Source organism: Halapricum desulfuricans (genome assembly GCF_017094465.1).
Taxonomy (GTDB): domain Archaea; phylum Halobacteriota; class Halobacteria; order Halobacteriales; family Haloarculaceae; genus Halapricum.
In genome coordinates, this window is sequence record NZ_CP064791.1 from 2,491,971 (window position 1) to 2,512,365 (window position 20,395).

Genomic DNA, 20,395 nt, shown 5'->3' on the forward strand with positions numbered 1-20,395 from the left:
TAATGAATAATATCGTATGGCCAATCCCGAAAAGACCGATCGAAGAGCCGCCAGTAGCAGCGACTCACGGCTGTCCGAGGACCGGTTCTACGACGCGCTCTCGTCGGTCCAGCGACGCCGGGTGCTGTATCACTTGCTCGAAGAAGGGGAGACCCCGATCGAGGAACTCGCCACTGTGCTCACGGGATGGGAGGCCACCCAAAGAGGAACGATGAGCACCCCAGCCGATCACACGAAGCACCATCTCGCGCTCCACCATATCCATCTACCGTTGCTCGCCGAGGCAGGCCTGGTAGCCTGGGACCGCGAGAGCGGGGCAGTCACGCCCGAGTCGCTCGAACCTCTCGTCCGGGATATCGTCCGCCGGAGTGTCGAAGCCAGCCGTTCGTGACGATGTTCGAGTCGTACTTCCAGGAGTTCCAAGCCACTGATTACCGGCTCACAGTCTATCGAAGCGATGGGCCAACCGACATCGAGGAGTGGTTCGACGCACACGGCGTCACCGTCGAACACCGCCACCTGCCTCCGGGCGGTCCGGACCCGTTCGTCGCCCTCGAGGCGGACGGCGAGTTCGTGGGATCGCTGGGAGTCACGGCACTCGAAGGGTTGCTCGAACCGCCGCTCGTCCGGCCGACCGAGCGCGAGGGGGTCGCGGCGGGCTACAGCGCTGTCTTCGATCTGATCGACGACACGCTGGTCAGAGGAATGACTCGACGCGAACTGCTCGCGGTCAGTCGGGAGATCGAAGACCGCGCCTATCGCGTCGGACGCGGGACGCTCCGGGTGAGCTTCCAGGCGCTCTCGACGTTCGAGTCCCAGGCCGACGTGTATCGAACGCTCGCGACCGACACGGACCTCGACATTCACATCTACGGCGTCGCCGACTGGAACCCACCGGGGATCCAGGGAGTCACCTACCACGGCCGGCCAGCCGAGGGGATCGACCGCCACTGGGTCCTCGCGTTCGACGGCGGGACTGACGTGACGCAGGCCTGTGGACTGCTCGCACGGGAGCAAGCGGACGGATACGACGGGGTCTGGACCAACGATCCCGAGCAGGTTGCGGAGATCGCGACGACCCTCGCCGAGAGTGGTGCCGACGAATGATAGTGACTGCTGTACCGATATACCGCTGCGATCGCCTGCAGTCGGGCAATCGATCCAGAAGGGACGTACAGCAGCCACTATGATAGGGATTAGCGTCGCCGATCGGAGGGACCCCCACTCCGATCGGGCGACCGGATCATCGTTCCCGGGCGAAATCTACAGCGTTCTACGCTCGTCCCGATGAACGAGACCGGTTCTTCCCCCGACGCGGTCGTGACGACGTTACCCGGGCGGAGTCCCCGTGCCCGCAAGTAGCCGATCCATTACTAACTGGAATAGCCGCCCTGAATCGAACAGGCCTTCAATGCAGTCTAATACTGAGCCAGGTTCCGACCGCTCCGACGGGCGAGTGCCGGTCCATCGCGAGCGTAACACACCGGGGGACAGCCCCCCGACAGTGCTGCTGCTCGACGGTGACTACGACAACACGCTCGCTGTCGCGAGAGAGCTATCCGAGGATCTCGACGCCCGGATAATCGGGACGGGGACGACCCGATACAGTCGACTCTTGCGGTCGAACTACTGTGATATTGGCGAGGTCGTTCCAGCCCCTGGCGAAGCTGGGTATGCCGACGCGCTACTCAAACTGATGGCCAAATACCGGCCGCAGATCGTCTTGCCCGTCGGATACGACTCGATGGCGGCCGTCGATTCGATCCGATCGGAGATCCCGGACGCGGTCGAGATCTGTCTCCCGCCGTCGCAATCGTTTCACGTCGCCGTAGACAAAGCCAGCACGTTACAGCGGGCCGACCGTCTCGGGATCCCCGTCCCGACCGACTATTCGGGTGCTGCCGAGGAACTCGACGAGATCGGGCGCCCGACTCCCGCCGACACGCTCCCGTTTCCGGTGTTTCTCAAGGCCAGACGCGAGAACGGAACCGTGACGACGGCCCGTGTCGACGAGCCGGCGGATTTCTGGACGGCCTACGACGGCATCGCTGCCGAGGCCTCCGACGGAAACGTGCTGGTCCAGGAGTACATCGACGGTCCCGACGTGACGTTCGGCTGTGGCGTGCTCTGTCTCGACAACGAGATCGAGTTGCTGGTCAGCCACCAGGAACTCCGTTCCGTGCCGCGCCACGGCGGCAGCGGGACCCATCTCCGTCTCGTCGGAAACCCGACGATCGAAGCGAACACGGCAGCGTTGCTCCGCGATATCGGCTGGAACGGGATCGCTCTCGTCGAGTTCAGACAGCGGTCCGACGGCACGTACGTGCTGATGGAGATCAACCCGAAGTTCTGGGCCTCCTACGCGCTGGCCAGCCGGTTCGGCTACCGGTTCGCCTCGACGATGGTCGCCAGTGCCCTCAACCTCGACGTGCCCCGCCCGGTCGGCACCCCACAGCGAACTGGAGAGATGGTGTTTCCCCTCCGTGAACTCCAGCAGTACGTTCGGAACCGGCGTGACGAGCGCCTGCTCGACTGCGTCGGCACGGTCCTGGCGGCCGACGCCTGCTGGGACATCGACACGTCGGATCTCGGTGCCTGGTTGACGCCACCGACAAGGATACTCCGGAAGATACCCACGCTCCCCGGAAGCCGACGAGCGGAGCGGACGCGCTCCGGGCCCGAGCGAGCGACAGCACCCAGCGAAAAATAGGGACAAAACACATGGATCAAAAGCAGGTCACACCGTCAGGAGAATCACACGCCGTCTCGACCGACGTCGTTACCCTCTGTCGAGACGTGCTCGCGTATTCGCGCGAGCGAGACTACACCGGCTGGGATTACGTCGACGGGTTGAGTAGCGAGTTCGTCCAGCGACTCCCCATCGAGAACAGGTACCTCAATCTCGCCGTCCAGGAAGGCATCAAGCGTGCGCCCGTCAATCTGCGCCCGTACTTCCGCGTCGAGCAGCGGCGCAGCTACCTGGGGGCAGCGCTGTTCGCGATGGCGAACATCGATATGTACCGGCTCACCGGGGAGGACCGATACGCCCGGGAAGCGACGGCTCTCGTCTCCTGGCTGGACAGCGAGCAAGTCGAGGGGTTCAGCGGCTACGCGGGCGGCGGTCACCGACACCCGATCCAGAGTCTGGGGCGTGACACGGCCTCGACGCCCGGAGAGAGCTCGGGCGTCGTCTCGGCGACGCTCGGTGCGGAGGCGTTCCTCCGGTACGACGAGACGTTCGATGCGCCCGAATACGCCGAACTCGCACACTCGGCCGCCGACTTCGTCATCGAAGACCTCGAGTACACGGCGGTCGATGAGGGTGCACATATCAATTACATCCCAAGAGACACGGATGCGTACACGCTCAACGCCAACGCACTGGGCGCTCGCCTGCTCGTGAACCTGTATGCGCGGTTCGACGAGGACCGGTTGCTCGACGCCGCGAGAGAGATTATGGACTACGTCGCCTCGAAACAGGCCATAAACGGCGGGTGGATGTACATGGACCCGCCCTCGGCGTCTCACCTCTCGATGGACAACTTCCACAACGGGTTCATCATCGAATCGCTCCTGCGCTATCGGGCGGTGACTGACTCGGACCGGTATGATCCGACAATCCAGCGTGCCCGGGAGTTCTACCGGGAGCAGCTGTTCGAGGCCGACGGTGCTCCGAACTGGGACGAATCGAGCACGTACCCCCGTGACATCCACGCGGCCGCGCAGGGGATCATCGTGTTCACCGAACTGGGCGAGTTCGCGTTCGCCCGCCGGATCATCGACTGGGCGCGGGACACGCTCTACGCCGGTGGCGGTCAGTTCTACTACCAGCAGCGGCGGTTCTACACGAAACGGTTCACCCTCATGCGGTGGTGTCAGGCCTGGATGGCTTACGCGCTCTCGACGTACGCCGCGGCAAGCGAAACCGCCCGGTAGCCGGGTGTCACTTCTCATCCGGCAGGAATCTTGGAGGGGGTTTTATAATTTTGTGGGTTACAAGCGTATACTATGGGAGCCTCTGATCTGGCGGAGCCTGCTACCTTCAACGTGGTAAATACCGTTGCCGAGACGAAGGGCGTTTCGCCCGAAGACCTTACACCCCTTGCGGACGTCATCGATCCGGATGCACTCGAGGCGCTGTTCGATTCTCCGTCGGATCATCGACAGGAGTTGCGGTTCGAGTACGAAGGTTGCACTGTGATCGTAACGAACGACACAGGAGTCACGGTGCGTGCACACGCCGACCAACACGCTGCAAACCCACCAGTCAACTGATTCGCTCGGCAGAGATCGCCCCCAGCGGCCGCGAAGACCGGGCTACAGCAGCTGGCTCTCGACGAGACGCTTGACGCCGACGACAGCCGGGAGCGGGTCGTCGGCGTGGAAGTCGTCGAAATTCGGCGTTTCGGCGAATGACGCGAGTATCTTCAGCAGTTCAACAGGCGGTGACGGGCGCTCGACGAACGGCGACTCTTCCTGAAACAGGCTGCGGAAGTATTTCATCTCCCCGTACAGCGTGTGGGTTCCGACGCCGGTCTCGTAGTCGCTGTCGATCTCGTCCGAGCGTCCCTGCGACTGGAGCCAGTAATATACCGGAAAGTCCGCTCCCGCCTGGATCGCACAGTTGGTCGACTGCCACAGCCGCGGGTTGATCTCGATGAATTTGAACTCGCCCGTTCGGGCGTCCTCCATGTACTCGATACAGGCGAGCCCGTGCCACTCGAGGCTGTCGAGCAACGCCCGCCCGGTCGATTCGAGTTCCGGGATGTCGACCGATTTCCGGTAGACACCGCCGCCGTGAGTGTACGAATCGCCGCGGATCTGTCGGTGCTGGAACGTCGCCAGCGCGTCGCCGTGATCGTACAGCGCACCGAAGACGTACTTCCCGGCGCTGTGGATGTACTCCTGCACGACCGGTTCGTGGTACATCGCCTCCCTGATCGCGTCGGTGTCCGGGACTGTTCCGTCCCGAACGAACTCGACCGTTTTGACTGTGCCGGGGATCACACTCGTATCTTGACCGAGGTACTCGTCCGCCAGGAGGTTGTACCGGGCTTTGATTATCAGATCGGAGTCCCAATCATCCACGTCGCCGAGCAACCGCGTCTCAGCCGTCGGGACGCCGGCTTCCCGGGCTGCTTCTGCCAGACGGAGTCTGTCGTGACAGAGCCGCAAAGTATCGAACGACGGGACGACGAGATCGACGTACTGTTCGAACTCCGATCTGTATTTCGCGAAGACGTACGGGTCCTGGGGCCGTATCGGGAGGATCGTATCGACGTCCGGCCTGGCGGCAATCCCGACGAGCGCGTCCTTGTACGCCTCCAGGTCCGCCGAGATCGGCGGAATCGATATCGATTCGTCACAGCTCCGCGACGCAGCGGCGGGAAGATCATCGTACTCCGATGCGACGATCGTGTCGAGACCGGCACGCGACAGCGACCGCACACAGGAGTAACTCTTCCCGGGATCGATTCCCGCGGGCACGACGACCGTGTTCTGGTTCGGCTCCGGCTTTGCCATGTGCGATCGTACACGACTCGGTCCCATCAGTATAGACTTGATACCACCCAGACGGCCGTTCCAGAACAGCGGACGTTCACTGTCGTCTGGCGATCGATCCGAGGCAGGCACATGGTGATCCGAGGTAGTCGCCGAGCCGACGCAGGCACACAGTCGTCTGTATGTGACTCTATCCGTCGTCTCGGCGGGCGCGTCACTTCCGGTGTTTGTACAGCCGTGCTGCAAGTGAGCCGAGCAAGGAGGCCCGCTCGATTTCGTAGAACGGTGTCAGTCTCGGCCCGAATTTCGACTTGTAGCGGTTGATACGGGGGGTGTTCGCGCCGACGAGATCGTACGTCGTGCAACCGATCTCCCGCCCGGCGCACAGCACTTCCCAGTCCAGCACGTCGTTGACCGGGAAGTCCCGATCTGCGTCGGGTTTGACACCACCCTGCCAGCGGGCGATGGTGTCGCCGAACGCCACGGTCAGGATGCCGCCGACGAACGATCCGTCAACGCGGCAGGTAAAGGGGCGAATCGTTCCGTCGGGTGTTTGCTCGTACAGCTCCCGGACGAACGAGGGTGTCACGTCGTAGGGAACGTCCTGGGCCGCATAGCGCGAGCGGACCTGCTTGACGATCCGGTCGATCGCCCCCGGGCCACGCTCGTCGACGTCGTAGTCGGTCGCCGCGGCGTCCCTGATGTTGGTGCGGGCGTCCCGACTGAACCGATCGAGGAGGTCCGACTCCGGGCCGGTGATATCGAGGTGATAGGTGTAGGTCGGGGACACCGCACAGTCGTTCCAGGTGAACGGGCGGACGTCCGGGTATCCCGGCGTGGTCCGGACGTGGATGTAGCTAGGATCGATGCGCTCGTCGATCCACGCCAGGACGCCGTCGATGAACGCCCGCTGGCGCCGCTCGGTCTTTCGCTGCGTGAGTTTGTCCATGTTGAGCAGCCCGGGACCGAGATAGACGATCCGGAGCCCCGGCGGCGGGGAGAAGACTGCCGTTATCGGTCCATAGCGTCGTTCGAATACCGGGAAGACTCCCACAGGCTCCTGACCCTTGTATCCGATCAACCGGTGGACAGTGCTGTCGGTCTCTCTCGCGATGACCGCCAGCGCTTCCCACTGGTGCATCGCGTCGGTGTAGCGCGCGCGTTCGACGAGGCCGTTCCACTCTGCGGGCGTCAGTCCCTCCGCGCTCGCGATCTCGATGGTCATTCTATGTAGCCCAGATCTGTCAGGCGTTGCTCGACGGTCGCGTCGTCGGTCGTGGTCCGCGTGGCCCGCTGTGGGTCGGGATAGTCCTGCCGGCCAACCCCCTCGACGATCCGTAGCACCGTCCCGTCCATCCGTCGGTCGGCCGGGACATCGAACGTCGCGAGGACGGTCGGCGCGATATCGAGCAGCGTCGCCCCCTCGAGCGACTGGCTCGCGTCGATCGCCTCGCCTCGAGCGGCGACGAGACCGTCCAGCTTGTGGTTCCAGGATTCGGTCGGTCGGCCGAACACCGAGCCCCGGATCTCCGCCGACAGGAAGTGCTCGAACCCCGCCGGGACGAGGACGATGTCGACCGCCCGCTCGGTCTGTGGCCCCTCGAACACCGCTTCTCGCGGCAGAACCCCCTCGAACAGGGAGGAGCCGTCGGGAGCCTCGACCTCACGGAGCACCGCGATCAGTTCGGCCCGGACGGTCTCATACTCCGCGGGCGGGACGACGCCGTCCGGCTCGCGCCCGACGAGATTGAGGCGGATCCCGCACTCGGTTCTGGAGCGCATGTACGCGGCCGAGTTCGGGAAGTCGACCCGCTCGGTGCCGGATCTGATCACGCTCGTCGGAACCGCGCGAGCAACCGTCTCGGCGAGCCCGACGCGCTCGAGTGCGCGACCGATCCGCTGACTCGTGAGTCCGAGGCGAGCGGCCGTACTGACCGCGGCTGCCAGGGCGCTGTCCCGCAGTGCCGCCACCTGCTCCCGGCGCGGCGGATCCGCCGCGTCCCCGCCGGCTTTCAGCTCGCTGTCACGAACCGTCGACCAGGTCGGCATCCCGTCACCGCCTGCAACGGTCCGAACGTCCCCGCGCCCGGCGAGGAAGTCGTTGGCGCGGAACTCGACGCCCGCGAGCGGTCCCATCCCGTGGTCGCTGACGACGAAGACGTTGTCCGGATCGCAGGCGTCCAGTACCAGCTGTATTTCGGTGTCGACCGCACGGTAGATCGCCTCGATGGTCTCCCAGTCGTCCGGCCGATCGTGAAAGACCGTGTCCGTCGCCTGAAACTGCAGGAAGCCGAAGTCCGGGTCGAACCGATCGGCGAGGTAGCGAAACGCCGCGCCCCGAGAGGAGACAGCGGCCGTGTATCCGTGCTCGCCCTCAGACTCGTCGGGATAGATTCGATAGGATCCGATCGCGTCTTCCAGTTCATCGAAGAGACCGGCCGGATGGCACGTCGGCGATTCTGGAGCCATATACCCGGGCACCAGCGCGCCGTCGAACGCCGTCGGCGGATGTGTCACCGGGACGTTTACGACGACGCTACGGAACCCGTAACGATCGAGCAGTTCCCAGATCGGTCGTTCTCGGCAGTGGGTGGCGTTGACGACGTCCCACTCGTATCCATCGAAGGACAGGAAGTCGAAGATTCCGTGTTTGCCCGGATTCATCCCTGTATAGATGGAGGGCCACGCGCTGGGTGTCCAGGGAGGCACCTGTGACCGCAGGGGGGCGTCGACACCGGCCTCGAATATCGAACGGAGCGTCGGGACCGCGTCCTCGGGGAGTCGATCGAGAACGCTGTGACACGCGGCGTCGAGGCCAAAGACGACCGTCCGCACGCCGCTATCCCGATTGTCCATAGCCGACAGACGACCGCACGCGGCTATTGTTATGGCTATGCTTACGAAACACCTCACAGAAACAACAGAATGGGCCGCGGATAACGACTGTATACTAATACGCGGATACGGCTTGCATTTCAGCATGGTAGACAGGAAAATCGATTCGCTGACCAGACGAACTGTTCTGGGCGCGACCGGCACACTGATGCTTGGCGGGACCGCCTTCGGGACGAGCCGGGTCGGGGGCGAATCGGGAACGTTCGTGCTCGAGCAGGGCGAGAAGTGCCTCCCGATCACGCCCCTCCGCGGAGACGAAACGGCCGAGGACCTCTACGACTGGCGAAAGGCACAGACTCAGTACAGCTCCGCCGGCACGACCGATCTCCAGCGTGACGATACGAGTCTCCTCTTCCTGTATCGAGACCCGCAGGGCGAGTACTATCTCGTCGTCGTTCACGACAGATACGACACTGACCGTTCCGGGAGTCAGTACGGCGGTGGTTCGGCCACGTTCCGATTCAATGGCCCGGATTCGGGACAATGGGTCGTCACCGACGACCTGTACTCGGGCCCGGCGCGCTACGACAGGTGGGCGCTCGATCAGGATCCCCAGCAGATCGACTGGACCTGGGACGACTTCCGGACCGACGGCGGCGTGTACGGTCCGCTGGGCGATTCCTTCGAGGTGACGATCGATCCGGCGTTCAACGAGGACGCTGCACTGTTCGACCAGCACTACGAGGGTCGGATCACCGACTGGCAGGTGCTCTCGGGGGATCGGTCGGATCCCGATCGGACCTCGATATCGATGGTCGAGCCGATCCGGATCCACACGGGTCACTGCGAGGACGAGCCACAGTCGGGTCGACTCGACGTCAGGATCCCGCAGGACCGCGTTAACCCACGCAGTCGCGGGCTACTCGGTGTCGATCTCTACTCGACCGACACGCATCCGGTCGAGGACCTCGATCACGGAACCATCCGCACGCATAGCGGTGTTCGACCCGTCAAGATACGCCGCCAGTCAGACCGGGACGGGGTCGTCAGGCTGTTCTTCCGGATGTCGGACGTAGACCTCACGGGCGAGGAAACCGCGACGATCCGGCTCGAAGCCGAGACCGCTGCCGGCACCCACGGGACCGGATCGGCGACCGTCCGGCTGGTCCCTCGGTCCCGAGGGGGGCGGGACGAAGCAGACCGGGATCGTTCGGGCCATCGCGAAGACGATGGCGGTGACTCGAAGGACAACGACGATGACGAACAGCGAGGGCCCCCGGACCACGCGAATACGAACGGTCGAAACGGAGGTGATACCGATGATGCGAAGGAAGACGATGACGAACAGCGAGGGCCCCCGGACCACGCGAATACGAACGGTCGAAACGGTGACGACAGCCGTGGAGGCCCACCCAGGGGACCTGGCCGACGCAGTCCCTGATGGTACGCATGTCCGTGCCAGGTCGGTCGCGGGATCGTTCAGCCCCATCCGCGCTGCCGGCCGCTGTAACTGTCTGCAGGGACGGCAGCCACGACACCGTCGTCGGAGTTTCGAACCCAGCGTATACCGTCGGCTGTACTCGCGTGAGTGACGGCGTCACCCCCGGATGGCGACTGTCCGCACGGAGAGGCAGCCAGCAGTATCAAACACAGCCGATACCACAGTACTAGGCCATGGAAATCAAACGAGTGACGCTGGACGAGTGGGGACAGCTGCTCCCGGCGTCCGGGTTCGAGGTGTTTCACACTCCGGAAGCGCTGTCAGTTCTCGATTCCCACACGAGCGGCGACTTACAGTTGCTCGGCGGTTTCAAAGGGACGTCCCCGGTCGCCCTGTTGCCGGTGTTCGTCCGCGAACTGTCTGTCGGTCGGGCGGTCTTCTCCCCGCCGCCGGGGATGGGCGTGCCGCGTCTCGGGCCGATCGTCATGCCCAACAGCCCCAAGCGGAGCAAGCAGGAAGCGGTCACACGCGCGTTCATCGAGGGCGTGATCGAAGAACTCGACGCGAACGATCCGCTGTCGCTGCTCAGAATGCAGTGTGGTCTGTCGTTCACTGATCCCCGTCCCTTTCACTGGGAGGGGTTCCACGTGGAACCGGCGTTCACGTATCTCGTCGACGTCGACAAGCCGGATCTCGAGACGATCCTCGAGTCGTTCAGCCGGAGCCGTCGCCGGGAGTTTCGGCGGGCGGCCGAGACGGAACTCACGGTAACGAGAGAGGGGCTGGAGGCCGCCGAACGGATCGTGGATCACGTCGGCAATCGGTACGACGAGCGCGACGATATCGGACAGGTCGCGTGGCCGTACGTCCGGGATCTGCTCGATGCACTCCCGGATCGTTCGAGAGTCTACGTCGCCCGAGATTCCACTGGAGAGTACCTCAGCGGCATCATCACGCTCATCTCTGACGGTATGGTGTACTTCTGGCAGGGAGGCGTCAGTGAAAGCTACGAAACAACTGACGACGGTGACGGCAGCACCGTCAGCGTGAACTCGTTAGTACATCGGACGATCATCGAGGACACCCTGATGGACCCGGAGTTCTCGAACGTCGGCTACTACGACCTGGTCGGTGCGAACACCCGCCGACTGTGCGCGTACAAATCGAAGTTCGGCGGGCAGCTATCCCCGTACTACGTCGTCGAATCCTCGGGCATGAGTACGACACTCGCGAAAGCAGGCTACCGGTTTCTGACCCGTCACCGGTAGCTATCGGCATGAGCGTAGAAACCCATAGCGGGAAGCTGACATCCGTCTCCCGGTCGGAGTGGGGCCCACCGACGGCGACGCTACTCCCTGTGCTGGCAGGACGCGAGCGGTAACTGCCGGCGTCGCTGTGGCGGTTCCTGGCTGGTGACACGGAGGTGTTCTGCGAGCGCGTAGGCCATCCAGGCCTGGCACCATCGCATGAGTGTGATCCGCTGCGTGTAGAAGCGATGCTTCCGGAAGTAGTACCGCCCATCACCGACGTAGAGGTTGTCGAGGACCCACTGAATGACGGTCCGCGCCCTGCCGAACTCCCCGGCGTAGGTGAACACGAGGATTCCCTGGGTGGCTGCGTGGATGTCCCGCGGGTACGCTGCGGACTCGTCGAAGCGCGGCGCACCGTCGGCCTCGAACAGTGACCGATAGAACGGTAGCGCTCGATCGAGCGTGTCCGTGTAGCGAGCGTCGTCGGCGACCTCGGCGTATCGCTGGAAGGACTCGATGACGAAGCCGTTGTGATGGGTATCCATCGAGAGATGGGACGCATCGGCCGGGTCGCGATAGTACCATCCGCCGCGATCGGTCTGCAATCCGGCGATGTGATCCAGCAGAGCCGTCGCCCGGTCGAGATGCGTCTCGTCGCCGACGGCCACGTAGAGGTCCAGAAACAGGCGGGCTCCGAGTGCACCGGCGTTGATCGTGTAGTGATCGCCGTGGTTTAGGTGATAATCGATGATCGCGCCGTCCTCGACCTCACGGTAGTCGAGGTCCTCGACGACGAACTGAGCGGCACTGCGGGCCGCCTGCAGATAGCGATCCCCGAGGTCCGCGTTCGAGAGTAACGCCCGAACGGCGTAGGACGTCGACACCACGTCCGGATCGGTTGGGTCCCCGACTTGCCCGTTGAGATGCTGCAGTCGGTGCTGGTGTCCGCCACAGAACCCGCTGTAGCCGGGACACTGGTTGTCGAGCAACCAGTCCAGCAGTCGAATCGTTTCCGCTCGCACGTCGAGATCTGTGTGCTCACCTGCCCCGTCAGTGAGCTGGTAGCACGTTCGGTTGGCCATCGCGAACAGGGCCGTTCCCTTGAAGTTGCGGCGCTGTTCGACCAGAAACAGCGGCCTGAGGTTGATCGGCGGTCGCTTGACGGTCTCCTGGAACGCGATGTTCAGCCACTTGCTCTCGATAGGGAGTGCCTGCAGGAGTCGACTACTCATCCCGTCCCCGTAGTCCCAGCCTGTGTAGTCGTGGCGGCGACTGTACGCCAGTGTCTTCCGAAGTAGTGAAACCACTTCCCGGTCCGTGAGATGGGGGCCTGCAGCTGATGGGTCGATTGAGCCGACTCGAGCGCGCTGTTTAGTCATCTGTGTGGACGCCCCACGGGACGAACTGCGCACGAGAGAACGACGATGTGGGTCATATAAAAGATATCTCGGCCTGACCTGAATTGGTAATATTCGTATTACCAGCGGAAAGGTGCTCTGAACAGGTGGGGCATACTAAAAGCGTTGGTGGCCCAACCAGTTAGTTCTCGGTAGTATGCCAGAAACGTACTCCTATGAGCGTGGGGATACGGCCGCTCGGTGGTAGAGAGTTGACTAGCGGTGGTGGAGAGTGGGCTAGGAAACTCATACTGGGGCATCGATGCAGGGACACAGCTAAAACAGGGGGCAATCGCATGACATCGAAACGAACCCGTACGACGATCGGCGAATCGAGTCTGAACAGGTCACACACGGGAGGAACGGCTCTGCAGAGGGGGGTTCGATGAGTAGTATTGGTCAGGCTACCAAAGAGGCGCTGGAAGATGCGACATCGAGTGTGGCCTCCGAGAAGAGCGAAACCGAAGACGAAACGGTAGTCGAGGAGCCAGCCGAACCAGCGCCTGATCTCTCGGTCGACATCATCTTCGAGGTTCTCAAGAACGAGCGCAGGCGGCGAGTGATCCAGTACCTGCAAGCGAACGAGGGCCCGGCGAAACTCGGGACTGTCGCCGAACACATCGCGGCGCTGGAAAACGACAAGGACGAGTCGGCAATCTCCTACGACGAGCGCAAGCGCGTCTACGTCGGCCTGTATCAGTGCCATCTTCCGAAGATGGACGACATGGGGGTCATCGACTTCAACCGGGCGCGCGGCCGGATGGAGCTGACCGATCAGGCCCAGCAGCTCGATCCCTACCTGCAGGGACCTGTGTCGCGCCGCCCGTGGTATCACTACTACGGTATGATCGTGCTCGGCGGTCTGGGGATGTACGCCGCGGTGCTCGCACAGATCGCACCGTCGATACTGACGCCACAGGTGGTTCTCGGCGGTGTACTCGCCGCGATGGCCGTGTGTACGGTCTTTCACTCGTTCGACGAAACGTCACAGGACGCCCCGGACCTATCGCTGCAGTCGCGATAGTGACCGGTATACGTCACTCGCGGTGTCGATCGAAGTGTTGCTGGAGCCAGATCTCGAGCGTCGTGAGTGCGCTGATCACGTTCATGTCGGCTCCGTCGCCCAGTTGTTCCCGGTAGGCGGCGACCGCCTCGTCGTCAATAAACGGTCGTTCACCGACGGCGTCGAGGAGATCGTCAATTTTCGTCCGGAACTCCTCGTGGGTGTTGTACCACGTCTCGGTCCTGCTGCTTGCGCTTCCGTAGGTCGGCCTGGACAGCAACTGTGCGATGGCGGTCGCGGTGTAGAACCCGATCACGTGGAGGGGATACGGCATGGAGGGTTTCAGCCGCGACCGCTCGTAGGGGATCTCCGCGAGGTCGGCGTTGAGCGTACGGATCAGTTGGATCTTCGGCTCGACGAGACCGTAAATGAGTTCCCCGTCCGAGAACGGGAGCGCGCCCATCCGCCAGGAGACGGGGAGTTTCGCGGCTTGCGACAGGAACTCCCCGTCGGCGTAGGGGACGCGTGTTCCGACCTGATTGCGCGCGACGGGATTGCTCGCGTGCGCGAGACGCGGGAAGTAGTTCTGGTAGTGGGCGTCGACGATTCCCTCGGTGAGCGTCGGTTCGTCGATCCGGCGGGCTTCCTTGCGGAACGAGCCCAGCGGGTCCACCGGCACGGTCAGCAGGTCTTCGACCGCTTCGGCCGTCAGGGTCGCCTCGCTCGCGTACATCGACTCGACGAGCGACGACGGTTCGGTCAGGTGGTGTCGGGAGAGATGGTGGCCGGCGAACGACCCCGCGATCCCCTCTAGCATGATGTCCGGGTCGCGATCGTCGATGTTGAACGTGGCGGTGAGGTTGAGCAGCGTGTTCCACTTCAACATCCCGTCAGTGACGGAGACCGCCTTCTCCAGCATCGGGGTGAACTGCTCGACCGTCAGCGGAACCGTCTCGTTGTCGAGGCCGAGGACCTCGGCCGTCTCCGCGGCCAGCCTGAGGTTGACCCCGCCGCCGGGGTTCGCGTCGTAGGTGTACGTCACCAGCGACTCGAGGGTCCCGTCGTCGGCGCGAGCGAGTTCGTTCGCCGTCGCTCGGCTGTCGAGGCCGCCAGACAGCCACAGCCCGACGTCACCCGCCATCGTGTTGACTGTCCGTTCGGCCGAGCGCTGGTAGGCGTTCGTCCACTCGTGACGGTACTCGTCGGTCGGCTTCGCCGGCCTGTAGTCGGGCTTCCAGTATCGTCGTTCGTCGATCTCCCCCGCTCGATACTCGATGACCGTCGCGGGATGGACTGCGTTGACTCCCTCCAGAAGCGTCGTGTCACTCCACATGTGCCCCATGAGCAGGAGGTCGCTGACGCCCTGGGTATCGATCGCTGCCTCGTCGAGATATCCCAGGAACGGTGCCAGCCTGGACGCGAAGGCGAAGCCACGCTCGGTCGTGTAGAGGGGGATTCGACTGCCGATCCGGTCGGTCGCGAGAATCACTCTGTCGTCGGCGGCGTCCACACAGGCGATCGTAAACGGCCCGTCGAGCGCTCGAAGCGTCGCCTCCGGGGAGCGAAGGAGGCGCTCGAATATCTCCCGGTCGTCCCAGCCCAGCGCGTCACGGTTCGAGACCGCGCCGTCGATCACGCCCGCGGCCTGCCCGTCGCCCCAGAACGTGTATCCCTTGGGGTCTTTCTCACCGTGGTGCTTGAGCGCGAGGCCGAGTTCACCGGCCTCGAAGCGCTCTGTCTCGTACCACGGCTCCTGTGGCAGTGTCTCGACCATCCCTTCTAGCTGTGCCCGATCGACGGTGCCGCCGACGATTCCGGTCATTGGGGATACAATACCCGGTCCAGTCAATCAGTATACGCCCGCTACCTGTCGAGACAGGGGCCTATAACGAAGTGTCCGCCGGCGTCACCCACGGACGCACGTCGATTCACATGGTTGCCAACCGCCGGTCGCCTGCCGGGCGACAGCACGCGAGTTCCTCGACGGACAGCGCCGCGGCCGCCGGGCTCGCGGCGCTCGAGTACGCCGCCCGACGGGAGTACACGGGCTGGGACTACGCCGACGGCATGAGCAGTCGCCTCCGGGAGACGCTCCCGTTCGACAACCGATGGGTGAACCTCGCCTTCCAGGAGACGATCAAGCGCAGTCCCGTCAACGTTCGCCCGCTGTTTCTGGTCGAACAGCGCCGCAACTTCAAGGGAACGGCACTGTTCGCGCTGGCCCACCGGGCGTTCGACCGCACGTCGCTCGACACCGACTTCGAGCACGCGCGCGAGGCGACGCGACTGGCCGACTGGCTGCTCGACAACCAGTGCCCCGGCTATAGCGGGTTCTGCGGTGGCCATCGCCACGAGAACCAGCACCTCGACCACCGGACGTTGCCGACCGAGCCCGACGTCGTGTCGACTGCCTACGGCGTCAAGGCACTGCTCGCGGTGGCCGAGTACGATCCGGAATACGCGGCCGTCGCACGCACGGCCGAAGCGTTCCTGGTCGAGGATATGCACTACCGCGAGGTCGAAGACGGCGCGAAGATAGACTACTACCCGAAAGACACGGCCGACCACTACACGCTCAACGCCGGCGCGCTCGCTGCCCGGACGCTCGTGGACCTCTACGCCCACGTCGGCGACGACCCGCTCCGCGAACGGGCACGGAAACTCCTCGATTACGTCGTCGCGCGCCAGACCGACAGCGGCGGGTGGTACTACCGCGACCCGCCCGACGCGTCCCATCTCTCGATGGATACCCATCACAACGGGTTCGTCATCGAGTGCCTCCAGCGGTACCGCGAGGTCACGGGCTCGCGGCGATACGACGGGGCGCTCGATCGCGCGGTCGAGTTCTTCCGGGACGCGCTGTTCGAGGCCGACGGCGCGCCGCGCTTCGACGAGTCCGCGGCGTACCCGCGGGACATCCACGCGGCCGCGCAGGGAATCCTCGTGTTCACCTACGCCGGCGACCTGCAGTTCGCACGCCGGATCATCGACTGGACGCTGGAGCACCTCTATGCCGGGGACGGACGGTTTTACGTCCAGAAACGCCGCTTCTACACGAAGCGGATCACCCTGATGCGGTGGTGTCAGGCCTGGATGGCCTACGCGCTCGCGGTGTACTGCCGGTCAGCAGAAGCCGATGGCGAATGATCCCTGCCAGTCGGCAGCAGCCAGTAGCGAGTGACTCCCTCAACGCGAGCGAGCGCTCGGGAACGACGGGGTAGCCGGAGCGATGGAATCCGCGTCAGAGGACGAACGTAATGATCGCGAGCACGACAAAGAGAATGACGAGCCATTTGGCGATGGTCATACTCAATCCGGCGACCCCGCTCGCGCCGGCGATCCCCGCGATCACCGCCAGGATGAGAAAGAGAATCGCGAGTTCGATGAGATCGCCGCCGAACTGGAGCGGTATGCGTGTGGCTTCGGTGAGTGTGACCGGTGTGAGTGCCATGTCAGGGCCTTCGACAGCAGGTCGTATAGTTAACAGACCGTTACGACTGGCTCTCGCCAGGGAGCACGCGCTGTCGTATCGACTCTGCAGCCAGATAGGCACCTTGCAGGAGCGCACCGGCGGTCGGAACCGGGTCGTCGAGCGAAACGAACGTGTGGCGCGTCGTCCCGAACGAGCGGACGAACGGGACGACTGCTCCGGGGCGACCGCTGGCGAGGTGCTCTCCGAGCCACTTGATGTCCTCGTAGAGCAATCGGCGCTGGAGCACGTCGGTCCGGTAGGCCCCGACGTCGATCAGCGGTGACGGATCGAAGCCCCTGAGCAGGAGATAGTGGAACCACGGGATGTCCACGCCGCTCTCGACGGCGAACGGGAGCGATCCCCAGTATCTGCCGTTGACCTCGATGACGTAGAACTCCCCGTCCGGCGTCCGCATGAACTCCACCATGACCGGCCCCGTCCAGTCGAGGCGGTCGAGCACGCGCTCAGTGTATTCGAGCATCGTCGGCTCTCGAACCGCCGCCAGTAGCGCCGAGTTCCCGCCCGAGGCGGGGTAGGTCCGGAGTCGCTCCTCCTGGAAGTACGCCAGCACGTCACCGCCGTCCGCGAGCGCGACCGTCGTGGTCGTCGTTCCCGGCACGTACTCCTGAACGAGGGGATAGCGCCCCTCTGCGTAGTCCTGTTCGCGACTGAGTCGCCGATAGGTTCGTCGCAGTTCCGCGGGCGAGTGGACGTAGTTCTCGTCACCGACGAGCGTCACCGTATAGCCGGTGTCGTGGAGGTGACTCTTGCAACGGGGCTTGACCAGCGCCGGGTATTCGATCTCGTCCGCGATCGCAGCGACGTCGTTCATATCGGCCGGACTGTGCGTCTCCGGCGTCGGCACGTCGATTGAGGCGAGCGCGTCCGCGAGTTTGCCCTTGTCGAACGCCCGGTCGAACGTCTCCCAGTCCTCGACGGCGACGGTCGTTCCCGTCCGCTCGATCCGCTCTTTGTACCGCGAGAGGATGAGCGAGGAGTGATCGGTGGCCGGGATGACGGCGACGTAGTCGGACCGACGCAGGTGATCGACGAGGTGATCGACGAACGCCGTATGATCCGAGTCGGGATCGGGATAGACGTACGTCTCGTCGCTATACCGCGAGAACATCCCCAGCGACCATCGGGAAGAACCACCAGCAGTGATCGGCACGTGTTTGCTACCCAGCGAGCGGATCACGCTCATCGCACACTGCGTGTCGCTGTCCAGAACGAGCACGCCGTCGGTGCCGTCACGGGATGTCACGCGAGCCCCCTCCGTTCGGACGAGAGAACGCCGTGATGTCGATAGAACCGGCGCACGCGGTCGTCGGCGAGGAGCGGACCGTGTGCCTGTATGTCCGCGTCGGCTGACTGTGGATCCCCCTCTAACACCGTGATGGACCCCGCGTCGTCCCGGACGACGACATCCCAGCCCACGTGTGGCCACAGTCGGGCGTACGCCCCGGCGAGTTCGCGGACGGACGCGCTGATCCGTTCCCATCCGGGGACGGTGCAGTCGACGATCCGGGTTCCGGTCTCGGGGTGACTGTCGTTCCATCCCTCGACGACTGTGTCACTGTGTGGATTCGCCACGGCCCTGCTCAACGTCCCGGTATCGAGATCGATCTCGGCGCTGAGCCCGCCCGCCTCCCAGTTGTCGATGTGTCCGCTCGATGGTGTCCCGAACCGATGGACCGCTCTGGCGACGAACGGCTCGCCGGTTTCGGGATCGGACATCGTGAGAAGCCGGATCGTGTTCGTCGAGTCCGGGGCGATCCGTGCCGCGTACTCGGCCTGACTGACGTGTTCGATGAGGAGTCGGTCCCGGCCCCCGGTCAGGGTCTCGGACAGGGCCGTCCGTTCGATCGGGCGACCGTCGAGACGGAGTTGTCCGTCCAGCCTGTCGATGCGCTGTATCTCGTCACCCCTGGCGGCCTGTATGGGTTTCGCGATAGCGGGGGCGTCCGCCAGTCTCTCGAGGAGCTGTTCGAACGAGCCGGCCTCCGAGATCCCCGGGACATCGACGAACGTGCCGTCCATGACGACGCCGTAGATGTCCGGGAGGAGGTGGTCGTGCGTCGGCGAAACGAGCAGGTGAAACAGCAATTTGTTCGCCAGGGCCTCGGTATAGGGATCGTCGATACCTCTGACCCGGCGGTACTCGACGTCCGACAGGTACTGTGCTACAGTCCCGGGTGTGAGATCCCAGACGGCGTCTTTCGTGGAGAGAAACCCGTGCCGGTAGAGCCAGAGCCGACGCTCCCACGTGAGATCGGATTGGTCGACCCCTCGAATCTCGGTCTCGAGGGCCGAGCGGGTCGACTCGAGAAGTGCGCGCAACCCCATTGTCGAGGCGTTGTATCCCGCAGGCGTTGTTATGAGCCCCATTCACCCGCGACGGCGGACTGTCACGACGGAAGACAGGTACTACTGGATCGATCCGACGGTAGCGAACAGCTTACAACACGGCTGTGACGCCATCCTCGACCGACAGCAACCGCATGATCTCTACACGGCAACTCAAACAGGCACTCACGTGGGCCATCGCGAGCCCGAACCTCCTCGTGAGAGAGGCGAACCGACTGTACCACACGCGCGGCTACAGACGCTCGTTCAACCACGACGGCATCGACGTCGTTGCCGAGGACTGGGACACGCTGATCGTCCTCGATGCGTGCCGATACGATCTCTTCGCAGAGCGGTCCACGCTCCCTGGGACGTTGCGCGCGCGCGAGTCACGGGCGGCCCACACCTCCGAGTTCATCCGGGGGAACTTCCACGAGCGGGACCTGACGGACACCGTCTACGTGACCGCGAGTCCGATCCTCCAGCGGGGGTACCCCGAGCGGTACAACCCGGCGTTTCACGCCGTGGTCAACGTCTGGCAGGAGGACGGCTGGGACGCGGAGTACAACTCCGTCCATCCGGAGACGATGGTCGAGTACGCGCTCGACGCCGCGGAGCAGTACCCCCAGAAACGACTCGTCGTCCACTTCATGCAACCGCACTACCCGTTTATCGCGTCCGATACGAAACTGGACAAACAGACCGTGCCCGACCCGACCGAGATCACGACCGACATCTGGAACGAGATGATGTACAAATCGGCCGACATCGACCCAGAGACGATTGTCGACGCCTACCGAGCGAACTTCGATCTGGTCGTTCCGTACGTCCAGCAACTGCTCGACGAACTGTCGGGAAAGACAGTCGTGACGTCTGACCACGGCAATATGCTCGGCGAGCGGTCCTGGCCGCTGCCGATCCGCGAGTGGGGACACCCACCCGGCGTGTACACCCCCGAACTCGTCCGCGTCCCCTGGCTGGAGTACGAGTCCGGGCCGCGGCGGACGATCGTCGCCGAGCCCCCCGAAAGCGACACGGCAGACGTCGAAGACGACGTCGTTCGTGACCGGCTCCGACAGCTCGGCTACGCGGAATAAACTATCATCTTCTGCGAGTGAGTTGGCAGTGGTAGCGGATGACTGTCTTCGT

At 63.9% G+C, this 20,395-nt stretch carries 18 protein-coding genes; 10 read left to right on the plus strand and 8 right to left on the minus strand.

Features of this window, described 5'->3' with window-relative positions:
• Positions 1–16 precede the first annotated feature (16 nt).
• The 5 genes from HSEST_RS12725 (at position 17) to HSEST_RS12745 (ending at position 4,275) form a co-directional block, all read left to right on the plus strand.
• On the plus strand, positions 17–391 hold the full coding sequence (locus tag HSEST_RS12725; protein WP_229121338.1) for a DUF7344 domain-containing protein: 375 nt from the start codon (positions 17–19) through the stop codon (positions 389–391).
• A 2-nt stretch (positions 392–393) separates the two neighbouring features.
• Positions 394–1,107 carry a DICT sensory domain-containing protein gene (locus HSEST_RS12730; protein ID WP_229123001.1) on the plus strand — a complete coding sequence of 238 codons (714 nt, stop codon included), beginning with the start codon at positions 394–396 and terminating at the stop codon, positions 1,105–1,107.
• Between the two features lie 304 nt (positions 1,108–1,411).
• On the plus strand, positions 1,412–2,710 hold the full coding sequence (locus tag HSEST_RS12735; protein ID WP_229121339.1) for a hypothetical protein: 1,299 nt from the start codon (positions 1,412–1,414) through the stop codon (positions 2,708–2,710).
• A gap of 11 nt (positions 2,711–2,721) precedes the next feature.
• Entirely contained in the window at positions 2,722–3,936 is a 1,215-nt protein-coding gene (locus tag HSEST_RS12740; RefSeq protein ID WP_229121340.1) for an antibiotic ABC transporter permease, read from the plus strand.
• A gap of 72 nt (positions 3,937–4,008) precedes the next feature.
• Positions 4,009–4,275, plus strand: coding sequence for a HalOD1 output domain-containing protein (locus HSEST_RS12745; protein ID WP_229121341.1), 267 nt, complete (start codon positions 4,009–4,011; stop codon positions 4,273–4,275).
• 42 nt (positions 4,276–4,317) lie between these two features.
• Here HSEST_RS12745 and HSEST_RS12750 read toward each other — a convergent pair whose 3' ends face one another.
• From HSEST_RS12750 to HSEST_RS12760, 3 genes are all read right to left on the minus strand, one after another.
• Positions 4,318–5,523 (minus strand): carboxylate--amine ligase, encoded by a 1,206-nt coding sequence (locus HSEST_RS12750; protein ID WP_229121342.1) that lies wholly within the window; start codon positions 5,521–5,523, stop codon positions 4,318–4,320.
• A gap of 193 nt (positions 5,524–5,716) precedes the next feature.
• Positions 5,717–6,727, minus strand: a complete 1,011-nt coding sequence (locus tag HSEST_RS12755; protein WP_229121343.1) for a lipid II:glycine glycyltransferase FemX — start codon at positions 6,725–6,727, stop codon at positions 5,717–5,719.
• Positions 6,724–8,358: an alkaline phosphatase family protein gene (locus tag HSEST_RS12760; RefSeq protein ID WP_229121344.1), complete on the minus strand. Its 1,635-nt coding sequence runs from the start codon at positions 8,356–8,358 to the stop codon at positions 6,724–6,726. The genes HSEST_RS12755 and HSEST_RS12760 overlap by 4 nt, the downstream gene beginning before the upstream one ends.
• Before the next feature lie 124 nt (positions 8,359–8,482).
• Here HSEST_RS12760 and HSEST_RS12765 point away from each other — a divergent pair, with 124 nt between their 5' ends.
• Together HSEST_RS12765 and HSEST_RS12770 are read left to right on the plus strand one after the other, a co-directional pair.
• Positions 8,483–9,778 (plus strand): hypothetical protein, encoded by a 1,296-nt coding sequence (locus HSEST_RS12765; RefSeq protein ID WP_229121345.1) that lies wholly within the window; start codon positions 8,483–8,485, stop codon positions 9,776–9,778.
• 233 nt (positions 9,779–10,011) lie between these two features.
• Positions 10,012–11,046 carry a GNAT family N-acetyltransferase gene (locus HSEST_RS12770; RefSeq protein ID WP_229121346.1) on the plus strand — a complete coding sequence of 345 codons (1,035 nt, stop codon included), beginning with the start codon at positions 10,012–10,014 and terminating at the stop codon, positions 11,044–11,046.
• 80 nt (positions 11,047–11,126) lie between these two features.
• On the opposite strand, the gene HSEST_RS12775 is transcribed toward HSEST_RS12770, so the two are convergent.
• A complete protein-coding gene (locus tag HSEST_RS12775; RefSeq protein ID WP_229121347.1) occupies positions 11,127–12,407 on the minus strand; it encodes an antibiotic ABC transporter permease in 1,281 nt (426 codons plus the stop codon).
• A gap of 403 nt (positions 12,408–12,810) precedes the next feature.
• On the opposite strand from HSEST_RS12775, the gene HSEST_RS12780 reads away from it, so the two are divergent.
• Positions 12,811–13,449 carry a DUF7344 domain-containing protein gene (locus HSEST_RS12780; protein ID WP_229121348.1) on the plus strand — a complete coding sequence of 213 codons (639 nt, stop codon included), beginning with the start codon at positions 12,811–12,813 and terminating at the stop codon, positions 13,447–13,449.
• Positions 13,450–13,462: 13 nt separating this feature from the next.
• Here HSEST_RS12780 and HSEST_RS12785 read toward each other — a convergent pair whose 3' ends face one another.
• Positions 13,463–15,250 (minus strand): asparagine synthase-related protein, encoded by a 1,788-nt coding sequence (locus tag HSEST_RS12785; protein WP_229121349.1) that lies wholly within the window; start codon positions 15,248–15,250, stop codon positions 13,463–13,465.
• 110 nt (positions 15,251–15,360) lie between these two features.
• Here HSEST_RS12785 and HSEST_RS12790 point away from each other — a divergent pair, with 110 nt between their 5' ends.
• A complete protein-coding gene (locus HSEST_RS12790; RefSeq protein WP_229121350.1) occupies positions 15,361–16,575 on the plus strand; it encodes a prenyltransferase/squalene oxidase repeat-containing protein in 1,215 nt (404 codons plus the stop codon).
• Positions 16,576–16,669: 94 nt separating this feature from the next.
• On the opposite strand, the gene HSEST_RS12795 is transcribed toward HSEST_RS12790, so the two are convergent.
• The 3 genes from HSEST_RS12795 to HSEST_RS12805 are packed head-to-tail and all read right to left on the minus strand — an operon-like array spanning position 16,670 to position 19,288.
• Positions 16,670–16,879 carry a DUF1328 domain-containing protein gene (locus tag HSEST_RS12795; RefSeq protein ID WP_229121351.1) on the minus strand — a complete coding sequence of 70 codons (210 nt, stop codon included), beginning with the start codon at positions 16,877–16,879 and terminating at the stop codon, positions 16,670–16,672.
• Positions 16,880–16,919: 40 nt separating this feature from the next.
• Positions 16,920–18,164 (minus strand): ATP-grasp domain-containing protein, encoded by a 1,245-nt coding sequence (locus HSEST_RS12800; RefSeq protein ID WP_229121352.1) that lies wholly within the window; start codon positions 18,162–18,164, stop codon positions 16,920–16,922.
• A complete protein-coding gene (locus tag HSEST_RS12805) occupies positions 18,161–19,288 on the minus strand; it encodes a sugar-transfer associated ATP-grasp domain-containing protein (RefSeq protein WP_229121353.1) in 1,128 nt (375 codons plus the stop codon). Before HSEST_RS12805 ends, HSEST_RS12800 begins: the two co-directional genes overlap by 4 nt.
• A gap of 113 nt (positions 19,289–19,401) precedes the next feature.
• Between HSEST_RS12805 and HSEST_RS12810 the strand changes: the two genes are divergently transcribed.
• The gene (locus tag HSEST_RS12810; RefSeq protein ID WP_229121354.1) at positions 19,402–20,343 is read left to right on the plus strand and encodes a hypothetical protein; all 942 of its coding nucleotides are present in this window, start codon (positions 19,402–19,404) and stop codon (positions 20,341–20,343) included.
• Positions 20,344–20,395 lie beyond the last annotated feature (52 nt).